The organism is Trabulsiella odontotermitis, assembly GCF_001188485.1.
GTDB classification, from domain to species: Bacteria; Pseudomonadota; Gammaproteobacteria; order Enterobacterales; family Enterobacteriaceae; genus Trabulsiella; species Trabulsiella odontotermitis_A.
In genome coordinates this window covers 12,054-26,406 of record NZ_JNGH01000073.1, presented here as the reverse complement: position 1 = coordinate 26,406, position 14,353 = coordinate 12,054, and the positions used below count along the sequence as shown (strand labels likewise).

Here is a 14,353-nt window from a genome sequence, read left to right as displayed (position 1 = left end):
CTCTCTTTTAAGCTGTTGAGCCTGGGTAGTCCATGACCATTAAGAACGTAATTTGTGATATCGATGGCGTGCTGATGCACGACAACATCGCCGTTCCCGGAGCTGCGGAGTTTGTGACGCGCATCCTTGAGAAAGGGATGCCGCTGGTCCTGCTGACCAACTACCCTTCCCAGACCGGGCAGGATCTGGCAAACCGCTTCGCTACCGCCGGTGTCAACGTGCCGGACAGCGTGTTTTATACCTCGGCGATGGCCACTGCAGATTTCCTGCGTCGTCAGGAAGGCAAAAAAGCCTATGTCGTCGGCGAAGGCGCGTTGATTCATGAATTGTACAAGGCCGGATTCACTATCACTGACGTTAACCCGGATTTCGTTATCGTCGGCGAAACGCGTTCCTATAACTGGGAAATGATGCATAAAGCGGCATTCTTCGTCGCCAACGGCGCGCGCTTTATCGCCACCAACCCGGACACCCACGGCCGCGGCTATTATCCGGCCTGCGGCGCGCTCTGCGCCGGTATTGAGAAGATCTCCGGCCGCAAACCGTTTTACGTCGGCAAACCGAGCCCGTGGATCATTCGCGCGGCGCTCAACACCATGCAGGCACACTCCGAGCAGACGGTGATTGTCGGCGACAACCTGCGCACCGATATTCTGGCAGGCTTCCAGGCCGGTCTCGAAACCATCCTGGTGCTCTCCGGCGTGTCAACGATCGATGACATCGACAGTATGCCGTTCCGCCCTTCCTGGATTTACCCGTCCGTTGCGGAAATTGACGTTTTCTGATGACGGTGCCGGATAACGCATAACGTATCCGGCCCTGAATTATCGTTTATCTAATCATTTACGCCTTTCGCTGATAAATCATCAACAGATGAACAGCATCACCGCGCCTTTTTCATCAATCGACAACTCTCATTGCATTATTTTCTGATAAGCCGGCAAACCCCTTGCGCCCGTTGCTCGCTTTGCGGCAAAGTCTTCCTCAGAGCAATTGACACAACAGCATACGCAACAGGTTAACGGAGAAGGTTATGTGTTCTATTTTTGGTGTACTGGATATCAAAACTGACGCGGGAGAGCTGCGCAAAAAAGCGCTGGAGCTTTCCCGCCTGATGCGCCATCGCGGCCCGGACTGGTCCGGCATTTATGCCTGCGATAAAGCGATCCTCGCCCACGAACGTCTGTCGATTGTTGACGTCAACGCTGGTGCCCAGCCGCTGTATAACGAAAAGAAAACGCATGCGCTGGCGGTTAACGGTGAGATCTACAACCATCAGGCGCTGCGCGCCGAGTATGGCGATCGCTACGCGTTCCAGACCGGTTCTGACTGCGAAGTGATCCTCGCCCTGTATCAGGAAAAAGGGGCTGAATTTCTCGACGATTTGCAGGGCATGTTCGCCTTCGTCCTTTATGACAGCGAAAAAGACGCGTACCTGATTGGCCGGGACCATATCGGCATTATTCCGCTGTATATGGGTTACGACGAACACGGTAACTTCTACGTGGCTTCTGAAATGAAAGCGCTGGTGCCAGTGTGCCGCACCATTAAAGAGTTCCCGGCAGGTAGCTATCTGTGGAGTAAAGACGGTGAAATCCGCACTTACTATCAGCGCGACTGGTTTGATTATGACGCCGTCAAAGACAACGTGACGGACAAAGCCGAGCTGCGCCAGGCGCTGGAAGACTCCGTAAAAAGCCATCTGATGTCTGACGTGCCGTACGGCGTGCTGCTGTCCGGCGGGCTGGATTCCTCCGTTATCTCCGCAATCACCAAGAAATTCGCGGCGCGTCGCGTGGAAGATCAGGAGCGTTCAGAAGCCTGGTGGCCGCAGCTGCACTCCTTCGCCGTGGGTCTGGTCGGTTCGCCGGATCTGAAAGCCGCGCAGGAAGTCGCTAACCACCTCGGCACCGTGCACCATGAAATCCACTTCACGGTGCAGGAAGGTCTCGACGCCATTCGCGACGTGATCTATCACATCGAAACGTATGATGTGACCACCATTCGCGCCTCGACGCCGATGTACCTGATGTCGCGTAAAATCAAAGCGATGGGCATCAAAATGGTGCTTTCAGGCGAAGGGTCTGACGAAGTGTTCGGCGGCTACCTCTATTTCCATAAAGCGCCGGATGCGAAAGAACTGCATGAAGAGACCGTGCGTAAACTGCAGGCGCTGCATATGTTTGACTGCGCCCGCGCCAACAAAGCGATGTCCGCCTGGGGCGTTGAAGCCCGCGTGCCGTTCCTCGACAAGAAATTCCTCGACGTGGCGATGCGCATCAACCCGCAGGACAAAATGTGCGGCAACGGCAAAATGGAAAAACACGTCCTGCGTGAGTGTTTCGAATCCTATCTGCCGGCAAGCGTCGCCTGGCGTCAGAAAGAGCAGTTCTCCGACGGCGTCGGTTACAGCTGGATCGACACGCTGAAAGAGGTCGCGGCGAAGCAGATCACCGATCAACAACTGGAAACCGCGAGCTTCCGTTTCCCGTACAACACGCCATCCTCTAAAGAGGCGTATCTGTATCGCGAGATTTTCGAAGAGCTGTTCCCGGTGCCGAGCGCGGCAGAATGTGTGCCTGGTGGCCCGTCCGTCGCCTGCTCTTCCGCCAAAGCAATCGAGTGGGATGAAGCCTTCAAAACCATGAACGATCCATCGGGTCGTGCGGTCGGCGTACACCAGTCTGCTTACCAGTAAAAGTGATGAAAAATCGCATCGGGCCCTGCGGGGCCCTTTGTTGTTTTTCCTCAGCAAATTTGAGAAATAACCAATAATTGCCGAATAATGCGCCACGCTGTTCGCAACCTAACCAAACAGTCACATTCCGGCGATTTTCCGTCAAAAAGAGGTTGACGCTACAGGGCTCAATACGCATAATGCGCCCCGCAACGCCGATAAGGTAACGCGAAAAAGATGGCTACGTAGCTCAGTTGGTTAGAGCACATCACTCATAATGATGGGGTCACAGGTTCGAATCCCGTCGTAGCCACCATCTTTTTGCGGGAGTGGCGAAATTGGTAGACGCACCAGATTTAGGTTCTGGCGCCGCAAGGTGTGCGAGTTCAAGTCTCGCCTCCCGCACCATTCCCAGGACAGCGTTGCACGGATGGGGTATCGCCAAGCGGTAAGGCACCGGTTTTTGATACCGGCATTCCCTGGTTCGAATCCAGGTACCCCAGCCATATTTCATCGACTTACTGACGTACCTGTTGTTGGGGTATCGCCAAGCGGTAAGGCACCGGTTTTTGATACCGGCATTCCCTGGTTCGAATCCAGGTACCCCAGCCAGTCGATGAAAAGGAAGTTNTCGCCAAGCGGTAAGGCACCGGATTCTGATTCCGGCATTCCGAGGTTCGAATCCTCGTACCCCAGCCAAATTTGAAAGACGTTTTAGAACGCACCTGTTGGGGTATCTCCAGGCTTGAAGGCACCGGTCTGATTGCGGCACAAAAGCAGAGATAAACCACATACAACATACGCTCAGTTGGTTAGAGCACATCACTCATAATGATGGGGTCACAGGTTCGAATCCCGTCGTAGCCACCAAATTATTACGTTTTTCCCTGAGTGGGGATGACAAAGATAATTGGGGTATCGCCAAGCGGTAAGGCACCGGATTCTGATTCCGGCATTCCGAGGTTCGAATCCTCGTACCCCAGCCACTTCAATGCAAAAAAGCTCGCTTCGGCGGGCTTTTTTGTTTCTTTTATTTCCCCCTCCGCAAAGGAGAGGGAACCCCTGAGCTACAACCCTAACGCATACTTCAGCGCCTGACGCTTCAGAACGCCCGCACGCTCGGCCGCCATCAGGCCGATATTGCGTAGCACCCGCACGGGCGCCAGGTCATTGCTGAATCCGGCATAAAACAGATCCATCCCCGACTGCATGAGGTAGTTATCCGCCATACGGCGTGTCTGGTAGCGTTTCAGAATCGGGTAGCTGCTCCACGCCTCACCATGGCTGCGCGCGCTGGTTAAGACATCCAGCAGAGCCTCGACGTCGCGATAGCCGAGGTTGACGCCCTGCCCCGCCAGCGGATGAATGGTATGCGCGGCATCGCCCACCAGCGCCAGCGATGGCTGAACGTATTGCAGCGCGTGGCGACGGGTCAGCGGAAATGCGCCCGCAGCCACCGGTTTCACCTTGCCCAACCGCGTCGGAAAGACTCGCGTGATCTCCTGCTGCAGCTGTTCCATGGTCAGCGTCTGCAACTGGCGAATGCGGGCGGGATGGTCATACCATACCAGTGACGCCCAGTGTTCAAACAGCGGCAGGAACGCGCGCGGCCCGTCAGGGGTGAACTGCTGCCAGGTGCTGTCACCGGGATCGTCTTCGCATTCGACGGTAATTAACATGCAGGCTTGCTGATACTGCCAGGAATGGGTGCCGATGCCCGCCATCTGCCGCACCTGCGAATTCGCGCCGTCAGCGCCCACTACGAGTGTCGCCGACAGTTCGCTGTCATCGGCAAACAGCAGTCGGTAACCCTCGTCCTGGCGTAACATAGAGCCAAGCCCGGTCGCCACGCGGAGCGTCACCTGCGGATGGGCTTCCAGTGCCTGCCAGAGCGCCCGCTGCAATACAACGTTTTCGACCATATAGCCAAGCTGCGGCAGCTTCAGCTCTGCGGCGTCGAAAATTACATGAGCATTTTCCCACTCCCAGGTTTCAAGCCGACGCCAGGGATGGCAACGCATCTCCCGCACGGCGTCCCAGACGCCTAACCCGCGCAGCAACCCGACCGACGCGGCGCTGATCGCCGAAATACGTACGTCCGGCTGCGACTGCGCGTCAAAGACGGGCGGCTCCGCCTGCTCGATTACTGTTACCGTAAAGCCCTGCTGCGCCAGCCCTAACGCCAGTGCGCTGCCGACCATCCCACCGCCGACAATAGCGACATCAGTTGGTTGATTGTTCATGGTCACGTATCCTTAAACCTGAATACCGTAAGTTTACCGGATTTTTCACGTCTTGAGGCCAGGCTGGTCACAACGACGGCAAAGCATTACAATACGCGCCCTGCAATCCTGGCTTTACACTGAGCATGAGCAAGTCGATGACGAAAAAACTCCATATTAAAACCTGGGGCTGTCAGATGAACGAATACGATTCATCGAAGATGGCCGATCTGCTGGATGCCACTCACGGGTATCAACTGACCGACGTGGCGGAAGAAGCGGATGTGCTGCTGCTTAATACCTGCTCAATCCGCGAGAAGGCTCAGGAAAAAGTCTTCCATCAGTTAGGTCGCTGGAAGCTGCTTAAGGAAAAAAATCCCGAGTTGATTATCGGCGTGGGCGGCTGCGTGGCATCGCAGGAAGGCGATCATATTCGCCAGCGCGCGCACTACGTCGATATTATTTTTGGCCCGCAAACGCTGCACCGTCTGCCGGAGATGATTAACTCCGTGCGCGGCACCCGCAGCCCGGTAGTGGATATCAGCTTCCCGGAAATCGAGAAGTTTGACCGTCTGCCGGAACCGCGCGCCGATGGCCCGACCGCGTTTGTCTCCATCATGGAAGGCTGCAACAAGTACTGTACGTACTGCGTGGTGCCGTACACTCGCGGTGAAGAGGTCAGCCGTCCGTGCGACGACATCCTGTTTGAAATCGCCCAACTGGCGGCGCAGGGCGTGCGTGAAGTTAACCTGCTCGGCCAGAACGTAAACGCCTGGCGTGGTGAACTCTACGATGGCACCACCGGCACGTTTGCCGAGCTGCTGCGTCTGGTGGCGGCGATTGACGGCATTGACCGTATCCGCTTCACCACCAGCCACCCGATCGAATTTACCGATGACATCATCGACGTGTATCGCGACACGCCGGAACTGGTGAGCTTCCTGCATCTGCCGGTGCAGAGCGGCTCGGATCGCATCCTTAACCTGATGAGCCGTACCCATACGGCGCTGGAATATAAAGCGATCATCCGTAAGCTGCGCGAGGCGCGTCCGGACATCCAGATTAGCTCCGATTTTATCGTCGGCTTCCCGGGTGAAAGCACCGACGACTTCGAAAAAACCATGAAGCTCATCGCTGATGTGAATTTCGATATGAGCTACAGCTTCATTTTCTCTGCCCGTCCAGGCACACCGGCCGCCGATATGGTGGACGATGTGCCGGAAGAGGAGAAAAAGCAGCGTCTGTATATTCTGCAGGAGCGCATTAACCAGCAGGCGATGGCGTGGAGCCGCCGCATGCTGGGCACGACGCAGCGCATCCTGGTGGAAGGCACGTCGCGTAAGAGCATCATGGAACTTTCCGGTCGTACCGAAAATAACCGCGTGGTGAACTTTGAGGGCACGCCGGAGATGATCGGCAAATTTGTGGATGTGGAAATCGTCGACGTTTATCCGAACTCCCTGCGCGGCAAACTGGTGCGCACCGAGGACGAGATGGGCCTGCGCGTGGTGGAATCCCCGGAATCCGTCATCGCCCGTACCCGTAAAGAGAACGACCTCGGTGTGGGGATGTATCAGCCCTGATCCCGGCGGCCTGCCCGCTCGGGCAGGCCCTTGCTTTTTCCCCTCCCTGACCACATCTACAGTGAGTCGCTTGCGCCTTTTTCAAGCACCGTGAATAATTCCCTTAAGAGGCTCGCCGCCCCAGGCCGGAGAAGCGAAACGCGTCCGGCAATACTGTAAAAGAGGAACAGTTTGAACATAGAAACCCGAGAAATTACCCTGGAGCCAGCAGATAACGAACGTCTGCTGGGCCTGTGCGGCCCGTTTNCGACGTCTTGGCATCGAGATCAACCGCCGCGATAACCACTTCAAACTCACCGGACGCGAGATTTGCGTCAACGCCGCCGCAGACATTCTGCGCACCCTGTACGTCGATACCGCCCCGATGCGCGGTCAGATTCAGGATATTGAACCCGAGCAGATCCACCTCGCCATCAAAGAAGCGCGTGTGCTGGAGCAGAGCGCGGAGAGCGTGCCGGATTACGGCAAGGCCATCAATATCAAGACCAAGCGCGGCGTGATTAAACCACGTACGCCGAATCAGGCGCAGTACATCGCCAATATTCTCGACCACGACATNTGCGCTCGAGCGTCAGGAGATCCGCCGTATTCTGCTTACCCGCCCGGCGGTGGAAGCCGGTGAAAAACTGGGCTTCCTGCCAGGCGATCTGAGTCAGAAAGTTGACCCGTATCTGCGCCCGCTGTACGACGCCCTGTTCGAGATGCTCGGCTTTGAAAAAGTCGAAAAACTGATTGAGCGTAACGTGATTGAAGTCGCGCCGCTGGCCTACATGCGCGGTCGTACGCTGAACGACGCCTTCATCATTCTTGATGAGAGCCAGAACACCACCATCGAACAGATGAAAATGTTCCTGACCCGTATCGGCTTTAACTCGAAAGCGGTGATAACCGGTGACGTGACGCAGATTGACCTGCCACGCAATACCAAATCCGGCCTGCGTCACGCCATTGAAGTGCTGGCGGAAGTGGATGAAATCAGTTTTAACTTCTTCCACAGCGAAGATGTGGTTCGCCACCCGGTCGTTGCACGCATTGTGAATGCCTATGAAGCCTGGGAAGAGGCGGAACAAAAACGTAAAGCCGAACTGGCCGCCGAGCGTAAACGCGAAGCCCAGCTGGCGCAGGAGCAGAAATGAGTCAGGTGATCCTTGATTTACAGTTGGCCTGTGAAGACACCACCGGTTTGCCGGACGAAGCGCGTTTTCAGACCTGGCTGGATGCCGTTATCCCGCAGTTTCAGGAAGAATCAGAGGTTACGATTCGTCTGGTGGATGAAGCCGAAAGCCACGATCTGAACCTGACCTACCGTGGAAAAGATAAATCCACTAACGTGCTCTCTTTCCCGTTTGAAGCACCGCCGGGCATCGAAATGCCGCTGCTCGGCGATCTCATCATCTGCCGTCAGGTGGTTGAGCGGGAAGCTGAAGAACAGGGAAAACCGCTGGAGGCGCACTGGGCGCATATGGTCATTCACGGCAGTCTGCACCTGCTCGGCTATGACCATATTGAAGACGATGAAGCAGAAGAGATGGAAAGTCTGGAAACAGAGATAATGCTTGCTCTGAAGTATGATGATCCGTACATTGCCGAGAAAGAATAGTCAGTCATGCCGTCTGCGCTGTGTTTACGCGGGACGGCGAATTTTTCATTAACATGAGACCCCACACGACGCCATGAGCGACGACAATTCACACAGTAGTGACACAATAAACAGCAAGAAGGGATTTTTCTCCCTGTTACTGAGCCAGCTTTTCCACGGTGAACCGAAAAACCGTGATGAGTTGCTGGCGCTGATCCGTGATTCCGGGCAGAACGATCTTATCGACGAAGATACGCGCGATATGCTCGAAGGGGTAATGGACATCGCTGACCAGCGCGTCCGCGATATCATGATCCCCCGCTCGCAGATGATTACTCTGAAACGCAACCAGACACTGGACGAATGCCTCGATGTGATCATCGAATCCGCCCACTCGCGTTTCCCGGTCATCAGCGAAGACAAAGATCACATTGAAGGGATTCTGATGGCGAAAGATCTGCTGCCGTTTATGCGCAGCGATGCCGAAGCCTTCAGCATGGACAAAGTGTTACGCCAGGCGGTTGTCGTACCTGAAAGCAAGCGGGTTGACCGCATGCTGAAAGAGTTTCGTTCGCAGCGTTATCACATGGCGATCGTCATTGACGAGTTCGGCGGTGTCTCCGGTCTGGTGACCATTGAAGACATTCTTGAGCTGATCGTCGGTGAAATTGAAGACGAATATGACGAAGAAGAAGATATCGATTTTCGTCAGCTAAGCCGCCACACCTGGACGGTGCGCGCGCTGGCGTCCATCGAAGACTTCAATGATACCTTTGATACCCATTTCAGCGATGAAGAAGTGGATACCATCGGCGGGCTGGTGATGCAGGCCTTCGGCCATCTCCCGGCGCGTGGGGAAACCATTGACATCGATGGTTACCAGTTTAAGGTCGCCATGGCCGACAGCCGTCGTATTATTCAGGTTCATGTCAAACTTCCGGACGACGCACCACAACCGAAACTGGAAGACTAAATTAACGGGACGACAACGCTAAATGGCATTTGCCTCTCTTCTTGAACGCCAGCGCGTGCGCTTGCTGCTGGCGCTACTCTTCGGAGCCAGCGGAACGCTGGCTTTTTCTCCTTATGACTTCTGGCCCGCCGCGCTGGTTTCGCTGTGTGGGCTGCAGGCGCTCACGCTCAACCGCCGCCCACTGCAAAGCGCATGGATAGGCTATGCCTGGGGCATGGGGCTGTTTGGCAGCGGTATCAACTGGGTTTACGTCAGTATCGCCCAGTTCGGCGGCATGCCCGGCCCGGTTAATATTTTCCTCGTGGTACTGCTGGCGGCGTATTTGTCGCTCTACACGGGCTTGTTCGCCGGTCTTCTTTCCCGTCTGTGGCCGAAAACCAGTTGGCTGCGCGTGGCGATTGCCGCGCCGGTGGTCTGGCAGATCACCGAATTCCTGCGCGGCTGGGTGCTGACCGGTTTCCCGTGGCTGCAATTCGGCTACAGCCAGATTGACGGCCCGCTGAAAGGGCTGGCGCCGGTGATGGGCGTGGAAGCCATTAACTTCCTGCTGATGATGGTCAGCGGCCTGCTGGCGCTCGCCGTCGTTCGCCGCCACTGGCGTCCGCTGGTCGTCGCGCTTGTGCTGTTTGCGCTCCCCTTCCCGCTGCGCTACATCCAGTGGTATCAGTTGCTGCCTGAGCGCGCCACGCGGGTATCGCTGGTGCAGGGCAACATTCCGCAGTCGCTGAAGTGGGAGGAAGATCAGCTTATTAATACGCTGAAAATTTACCTCGACGCCACGCAAAAGGTGATGGGCACGTCGCAGCTGATTATCTGGCCGGAATCCGCCATTCCCGATCTTGAAATCAATCAGCAGCGCCTGCTGAGCATGATGGACGATATGCTGCGCGCCAAAAACAGCTCGCTGATAACCGGCATCGTCGATTCGCGGCTGAATCAGAAAAACCGCTACGACACCTACAACACCATTATCACGCTGGGCAAAGATAATCCGTACAGCTACAACTCGACCGATCGCTACAACAAAAACCATCTGGTGCCATTTGGTGAGTTTGTGCCGCTGGAGTCGATTCTGCGCCCACTGGCACCGTTCTTCGATCTGCCGATGTCCTCTTTCAGCCGTGGCGCGTACGTTCAGCCGCAAATCAGCGCCCATAACCTGAAGCTGACGGCGGCTATCTGTTACGAAATCATCCTTGGCGAGCAGGTTCGCGATAACTTCCGCCCGGACACTGATTTTCTGCTGACGTTGTCGAACGATGCCTGGTTCGGGCAATCCATCGGCCCGTGGCAACATTTCCAGATGGCGCGGATGCGTGCGCTGGAGCTGGCGCGCCCACTGTTGCGCAGCACCAATAACGGCGTCACCGCAGTGATTGACCCGCGCGGCGACGTGCAGGCCATCATTCCTCAGTTTACCCGAGACGTGCTGACCACCACCGTCACACCAACGCGTGGACTGACGCCGTATGCCCGCACCGGCAACTGGCCGCTGTGGATCCTGACCGCGCTGTTTGGCTTTGGCGCGCTGCTGGTGAGCCTGCGTCAGCGTCGTCATTAATCAACTCCCCTGATGTCTGCCCGGCGGCGCATTGCCTGCCGGGCCCGCTTTTCCCCTCTCACTCCACCACTTCTGGCACGTCTATTGCTTTGTTAAATCAGGCAATCCGCTTTTGGGCTTATTGTGCAACCTGGTTGCACCAAAGCGGTACGCAGGTAGCACCAGCCTGGTGCAATCGGCGATTTTTGCTTCAGAATGGTGCGGTGCGCCTCGCAAAAATAAACAAAAAAGCATCATTATCTTTACAATAAGCCAAACTAAATGCTAACAAACAGGCATAACACTGCACATTTAAGCGGCAGACCATAACAACATCACAATGGGTATCAATAGCGTCCCTGGCGCTGACGATAAGGAGTTGGATATGCAATTACGTAAACTGACCACAGCAATGCTCGTCATGGGGCTGACCGCCGGTCTGGCCCATGCAGAAGACGCGCCTGCTGCGGGCAGCACCCTGGACAAAATCGCTAAAAACGGCGTGATTGTCGTTGGGCACCGTGAATCTTCCGTTCCGTTCTCTTACTACGACAACCAGCAAAAAGTGGTGGGTTACGCTCAGGATTACTCCAACGCCATCGTTGAAGCCGTTAAAAAACAGCTCAACAAACCTGACCTGCAGGTGAAACTCATCCCTATCACCTCTCAGAACCGTATTCCGCTGCTGCAGAACGGCACTTTTGATTTCGAGTGCGGCTCCACCACCAACAACCTGGAGCGCCAGAAACAGGCAGCGTTCTCTAATACCTTTTTCGTGGTCGGTACCCGTCTGCTGGTCAAGAAAGGCGGTCCGATCAAAGACTTCCCGGATCTGAAAGACAAAGCGGTCGTCGTCACTTCCGGTACCACCTCTGAAATTCTGCTGCACAAGCTGAATGACGAGAAAAAAATGAACATGCGTATCATCAGCGCCAAAGACCACGGCGACTCTTTCCGTACGCTGGAAAGCGGTCGTGCCGTGGCGTTTATGATGGATGATGCGCTGCTGGCCGGTGAACGTGCGAAAGCGAAGAAACCGGACAACTGGGAAATCGTCGGGACGCCGCAGTCCAAAGAAGCTTATGGCTGCATGCTGCGTAAAGACGACGCTTCCTTCAAGAAACTGTTGGATGACACCATCGCTCAGGCGCAAACCTCTGGTGAAGCCGCCAAATGGTTTGATAAATGGTTCAAAAATCCTATCCCACCGAAAAACCTGAACATGAATTTCGAACTGTCTGACGACATGAAAGCGCTGTTCAAAGAACCAAATGACAAAGCATTAAACTAATTAAAAGAACAGGGGCAGGACAGCCTGCCCTCTCGATTGCAAGGAAACACGGACAGACTATACGTTGAGTGGTCGTTCCCCACTGAACATGAAAAACAATACCCACAATCATTCGCGCTGTATCACGGCGGCAACTGAGTGAATCCCCGGGAGCTTACATCAGTAAGTGACCGGGGTGAACGAAGGCGACCAACAAAGAAACAGCGTGAATGATGAAGGGTAAGGTTTCCTTAGCAGTCTTCGAGGGTAGCCCTGCTACCCTTTTTTTTCTGGAGTCGATTTATGTCAATAGACTGGAACTGGGGTATCTTCCTGCAACAGGCCCCGTTCGGCAACACCACTTATCTGGGCTGGCTATGGAGCGGCTTCCAGGTGACCGTCGCCCTGTCGGTTTGCGCCTGGATTATCGCCTTCCTCGTGGGCTCTCTTTTTGGCATTCTGCGTACCGTCCCCAACCGTTTTCTTTCCGGCATCGGCACGCTGTATGTAGAACTTTTCCGTAACGTTCCGCTGATTGTTCAGTTCTTTACCTGGTATCTGGTGGTGCCGGAGCTGCTGCCGGAAAACCTCGGCATGTGGTTTAAAGCCGAACTGGATCCGAACATTCAGTTTTTCCTCTCTTCACTGTTCTGCCTGGGGCTGTTTACCGCCGCCCGCGTCTGCGAACAGGTACGTGCCGCGATCCAGTCGTTGCCGCGCGGACAGAAAAATGCCGGTCTGGCGATGGGGCTGACCCTGCCGCAAACCTACCGCTACGTGCTGCTGCCTAACGCCTATCGCGTGATCGTGCCGCCAATGACCTCCGAGATGATGAACCTGGTGAAAAACTCGGCCATCGCCTCAACCATTGGTCTGGTTGATATGGCCGCCCAGGCGGGCAAGTTGCTGGACTACTCCGCACATGCCTGGGAATCATTTACCGCCATTACCCTGGCCTATGTGCTCATTAACGCTGTGATTATGCTGGTGATGAATCTGGTTGAACGTAAGGTTCGCCTGCCTGGCAATCTGGGAGGCAAATAATGTACGAATTTGACTGGAGTTCCATCGTTCCTTCGATGCCTTACCTGCTGGCGGGACTGGTGATCACCCTGAAAATCACCGTTACGGCGATTATCATCGGGATCGTCTGGGGTACGCTGCTGGCGGTGATGCGACTATCAAGCTTCCTGCCGCTGGCGTGGTTTGCTAAAACCTACGTGAACGTGTTCCGCTCCGTGCCGCTGGTAATGGTGCTGCTGTGGTTTTACCTGATTGTGCCGGGTTTCCTGCAAAACGTGCTCGGCCTGTCGCCGAAAACCGATATCCGCCTGATCTCGGCGATGGTGGCGTTTTCGATGTTCGAAGCCGCTTACTATTCTGAAATCATCCGTGCGGGGATCCAGAGTATTTCCCGCGGGCAGTCGAGCGCAGCGCTGGCGCTGGGGATGACCCACTGGCAGTCCATGAAGCTCATCATTCTGCCGCAGGCGTTCCGCGCGATGGTGCCGCTGCTGCTCACGCAGGGCATCGTGCTGTTCCAGGATACCTCACTGGTTTACGTATTGAGCCTGGCGGACTTTTTCCGTACCGCCTCCACCATTGGCGAACGTGACGGCACGCAGGTCGAAATGATCCTCTTTGCCGGTGCCGTGTATTTTGCCATCAGTTTAAGCGCCTCGTTGTTGGTCAGCTGGTTGAAGAAAAGGACAGTGTAATGATTACCCTGAAAAATGTTTCTAAATGGTATGGTCACTTTCAGGTGCTGACCGACTGCTCCACGGAAGTGAAAAAAGGTGAAGTGGTGGTGGTTTGCGGGCCGTCCGGCTCCGGCAAATCGACCCTGATTAAAACCGTCAACGGTCTCGAGCCCGTGCAGAAAGGCGAAATCGTCGTCAACGGCACCAAAGTGAACGACAAGAAAACCAATCTGGCGAATCTGCGTTCGCATGTCGGCATGGTTTTCCAGCACTTCGAGCTGTTCCCGCACCTGTCGATCATTGAGAACCTGACGCTGGCGCAGGTGAAGGTGCTAAAACGCGACAAAGCCTCGGCACGCCAGAAAGGGCTCAAGCTGCTGGAGCGCGTGGGCCTGTCGGCGCATGCGAATAAATACCCGGCGCAGCTTTCCGGCGGTCAGCAGCAGCGTGTAGCGATTGCGCGCGCGCTCTGTATGGATCCGGTCGCCATGCTGTTCGACGAACCGACCTCCGCGCTCGATCCGGAAATGATCAACGAAGTGCTGGACGTCATGGTTGAACTGGCGCAGGAAGGGATGACGATGATGGTGGTAACGCACGAAATGGGCTTCGCCCGTAAAGTGGCGAACCGCGTCATCTTTATGGATGAAGGGAAAATCGTGGAGGATTCCGAAAAAGAAGCCTTCTTCGCCAACCCGAAATCCGAACGCGCGAAAGATTTCCTCGCCAAAATCCTGCACTAAGCCATCTCCCGGCGCGCACGTTCCAGAGTGCGCGCCACTTCACGCTTTCCGCTCTGTTTTCTCGTC

Annotated in this window: 11 protein-coding genes, 6 tRNA genes and 1 pseudogene; 17 read left to right on the top strand and 1 reads right to left on the bottom strand. The window is 55.4% G+C overall.

Annotated elements, in window-relative coordinates; genetic code table 11:
* Positions 1 to 32: 32 nt before the first annotated feature.
* From GM30_RS07505 to GM30_RS07465, 8 genes are all read left to right on the top strand, one after another.
* Positions 33 to 785 (top strand): HAD-IIA family hydrolase, encoded by a 753-nt coding sequence (locus tag GM30_RS07505; RefSeq protein WP_049848111.1) that lies wholly within the window; start codon positions 33 to 35, stop codon positions 783 to 785.
* Positions 786 to 1,033: 248 nt separating this feature from the next.
* Complete coding sequence (gene asnB / locus GM30_RS07500) at positions 1,034 to 2,698, top strand: asparagine synthase B (protein ID WP_049848110.1); 1,665 nt, start codon at positions 1,034 to 1,036, stop codon at positions 2,696 to 2,698.
* A 218-nt stretch (positions 2,699 to 2,916) separates the two neighbouring features.
* A tRNA-Met gene (locus tag GM30_RS07495) sits at positions 2,917 to 2,993 on the top strand.
* Between the two features lie 7 nt (positions 2,994 to 3,000).
* Positions 3,001 to 3,085 (top strand) — tRNA-Leu (locus GM30_RS07490).
* Between the two features lie 23 nt (positions 3,086 to 3,108).
* Positions 3,109 to 3,183, top strand: a tRNA-Gln gene (locus GM30_RS07485).
* Between the two features lie 31 nt (positions 3,184 to 3,214).
* Positions 3,215 to 3,289: transfer RNA gene (locus GM30_RS07480), tRNA-Gln, on the top strand.
* A 189-nt stretch (positions 3,290 to 3,478) separates the two neighbouring features.
* A tRNA-Met gene (locus GM30_RS07470) sits at positions 3,479 to 3,547 on the top strand.
* A 41-nt stretch (positions 3,548 to 3,588) separates the two neighbouring features.
* Positions 3,589 to 3,663: transfer RNA gene (locus GM30_RS07465), tRNA-Gln, on the top strand.
* 81 nt (positions 3,664 to 3,744) lie between these two features.
* Here the strand turns inward: GM30_RS07465 and ubiF are convergent.
* Positions 3,745 to 4,920: a 3-demethoxyubiquinol 3-hydroxylase gene (ubiF, locus tag GM30_RS07460; RefSeq protein ID WP_049848109.1), complete on the bottom strand. Its 1,176-nt coding sequence runs from the start codon at positions 4,918 to 4,920 to the stop codon at positions 3,745 to 3,747.
* Between the two features lie 137 nt (positions 4,921 to 5,057).
* On the opposite strand from ubiF, the gene miaB reads away from it, so the two are divergent.
* From miaB to GM30_RS07415, 9 genes and pseudogenes are all read left to right on the top strand, one after another.
* The gene (miaB, locus tag GM30_RS07455) at positions 5,058 to 6,482 is read left to right on the top strand and encodes a tRNA (N6-isopentenyl adenosine(37)-C2)-methylthiotransferase MiaB (RefSeq protein WP_049848108.1); all 1,425 of its coding nucleotides are present in this window, start codon (positions 5,058 to 5,060) and stop codon (positions 6,480 to 6,482) included.
* Positions 6,483 to 6,653: 171 nt separating this feature from the next.
* Positions 6,654 to 7,618: pseudogene (locus tag GM30_RS07450) on the top strand (PhoH family protein).
* Complete coding sequence (gene ybeY / locus GM30_RS07445; protein WP_049848107.1) at positions 7,615 to 8,082, top strand: rRNA maturation RNase YbeY; 468 nt, start codon at positions 7,615 to 7,617, stop codon at positions 8,080 to 8,082. The pseudogene GM30_RS07450 and the gene ybeY overlap by 4 nt, the downstream one beginning before the upstream one ends.
* Before the next feature lie 73 nt (positions 8,083 to 8,155).
* The gene (gene corC / locus GM30_RS07440) at positions 8,156 to 9,034 is read left to right on the top strand and encodes a CNNM family magnesium/cobalt transport protein CorC (protein ID WP_049848106.1); all 879 of its coding nucleotides are present in this window, start codon (positions 8,156 to 8,158) and stop codon (positions 9,032 to 9,034) included.
* 22 nt (positions 9,035 to 9,056) lie between these two features.
* The gene (gene lnt, locus GM30_RS07435) at positions 9,057 to 10,595 is read left to right on the top strand and encodes an apolipoprotein N-acyltransferase (RefSeq protein ID WP_049848105.1); all 1,539 of its coding nucleotides are present in this window, start codon (positions 9,057 to 9,059) and stop codon (positions 10,593 to 10,595) included.
* 364 nt (positions 10,596 to 10,959) lie between these two features.
* The gene (locus tag GM30_RS07430) at positions 10,960 to 11,865 is read left to right on the top strand and encodes an amino acid ABC transporter substrate-binding protein (RefSeq protein ID WP_049848104.1); all 906 of its coding nucleotides are present in this window, start codon (positions 10,960 to 10,962) and stop codon (positions 11,863 to 11,865) included.
* Positions 11,866 to 12,147: 282 nt separating this feature from the next.
* Positions 12,148 to 12,888 carry an amino acid ABC transporter permease gene (locus GM30_RS07425; RefSeq protein ID WP_049848103.1) on the top strand — a complete coding sequence of 247 codons (741 nt, stop codon included), beginning with the start codon at positions 12,148 to 12,150 and terminating at the stop codon, positions 12,886 to 12,888.
* On the top strand, positions 12,888 to 13,562 hold the full coding sequence (gene gltK / locus GM30_RS07420) for a glutamate/aspartate ABC transporter permease GltK (protein WP_049848102.1): 675 nt from the start codon (positions 12,888 to 12,890) through the stop codon (positions 13,560 to 13,562). The genes GM30_RS07425 and gltK overlap by 1 nt, the downstream gene beginning before the upstream one ends.
* On the top strand, positions 13,562 to 14,287 hold the full coding sequence (locus GM30_RS07415; RefSeq protein WP_049848101.1) for an amino acid ABC transporter ATP-binding protein: 726 nt from the start codon (positions 13,562 to 13,564) through the stop codon (positions 14,285 to 14,287). The genes gltK and GM30_RS07415 overlap by 1 nt, the downstream gene beginning before the upstream one ends.
* The last annotated feature ends 66 nt before the right edge of the window (positions 14,288 to 14,353 follow it).

What these genes read in the sequence shown, in the direction of transcription:
- GM30_RS07505 (WP_049848111.1), top strand. Translation starts at nt 33, where the DNA reads ATGACCATTAAGAACGTAATTTGTGATATCGATGGCGTGCTGATGCAC.
- asnB (WP_049848110.1), top strand. Translation starts at nt 1,034, where the DNA reads ATGTGTTCTATTTTTGGTGTACTGGATATCAAAACTGACGCGGGAGAG.
- ubiF (WP_049848109.1), bottom strand. Translation starts at nt 4,920, where the DNA reads ATGAACAATCAACCAACTGATGTCGCTATTGTCGGCGGTGGGATGGTC.
- miaB (WP_049848108.1), top strand. Translation starts at nt 5,058, where the DNA reads ATGACGAAAAAACTCCATATTAAAACCTGGGGCTGTCAGATGAACGAA.
- ybeY (WP_049848107.1), top strand. Translation starts at nt 7,615, where the DNA reads ATGAGTCAGGTGATCCTTGATTTACAGTTGGCCTGTGAAGACACCACC.
- corC (WP_049848106.1), top strand. Translation starts at nt 8,156, where the DNA reads ATGAGCGACGACAATTCACACAGTAGTGACACAATAAACAGCAAGAAG.
- lnt (WP_049848105.1), top strand. Translation starts at nt 9,057, where the DNA reads ATGGCATTTGCCTCTCTTCTTGAACGCCAGCGCGTGCGCTTGCTGCTG.
- GM30_RS07430 (WP_049848104.1), top strand. Translation starts at nt 10,960, where the DNA reads ATGCAATTACGTAAACTGACCACAGCAATGCTCGTCATGGGGCTGACC.
- GM30_RS07425 (WP_049848103.1), top strand. Translation starts at nt 12,148, where the DNA reads ATGTCAATAGACTGGAACTGGGGTATCTTCCTGCAACAGGCCCCGTTC.
- gltK (WP_049848102.1), top strand. Translation starts at nt 12,888, where the DNA reads ATGTACGAATTTGACTGGAGTTCCATCGTTCCTTCGATGCCTTACCTG.
- GM30_RS07415 (WP_049848101.1), top strand. Translation starts at nt 13,562, where the DNA reads ATGATTACCCTGAAAAATGTTTCTAAATGGTATGGTCACTTTCAGGTG.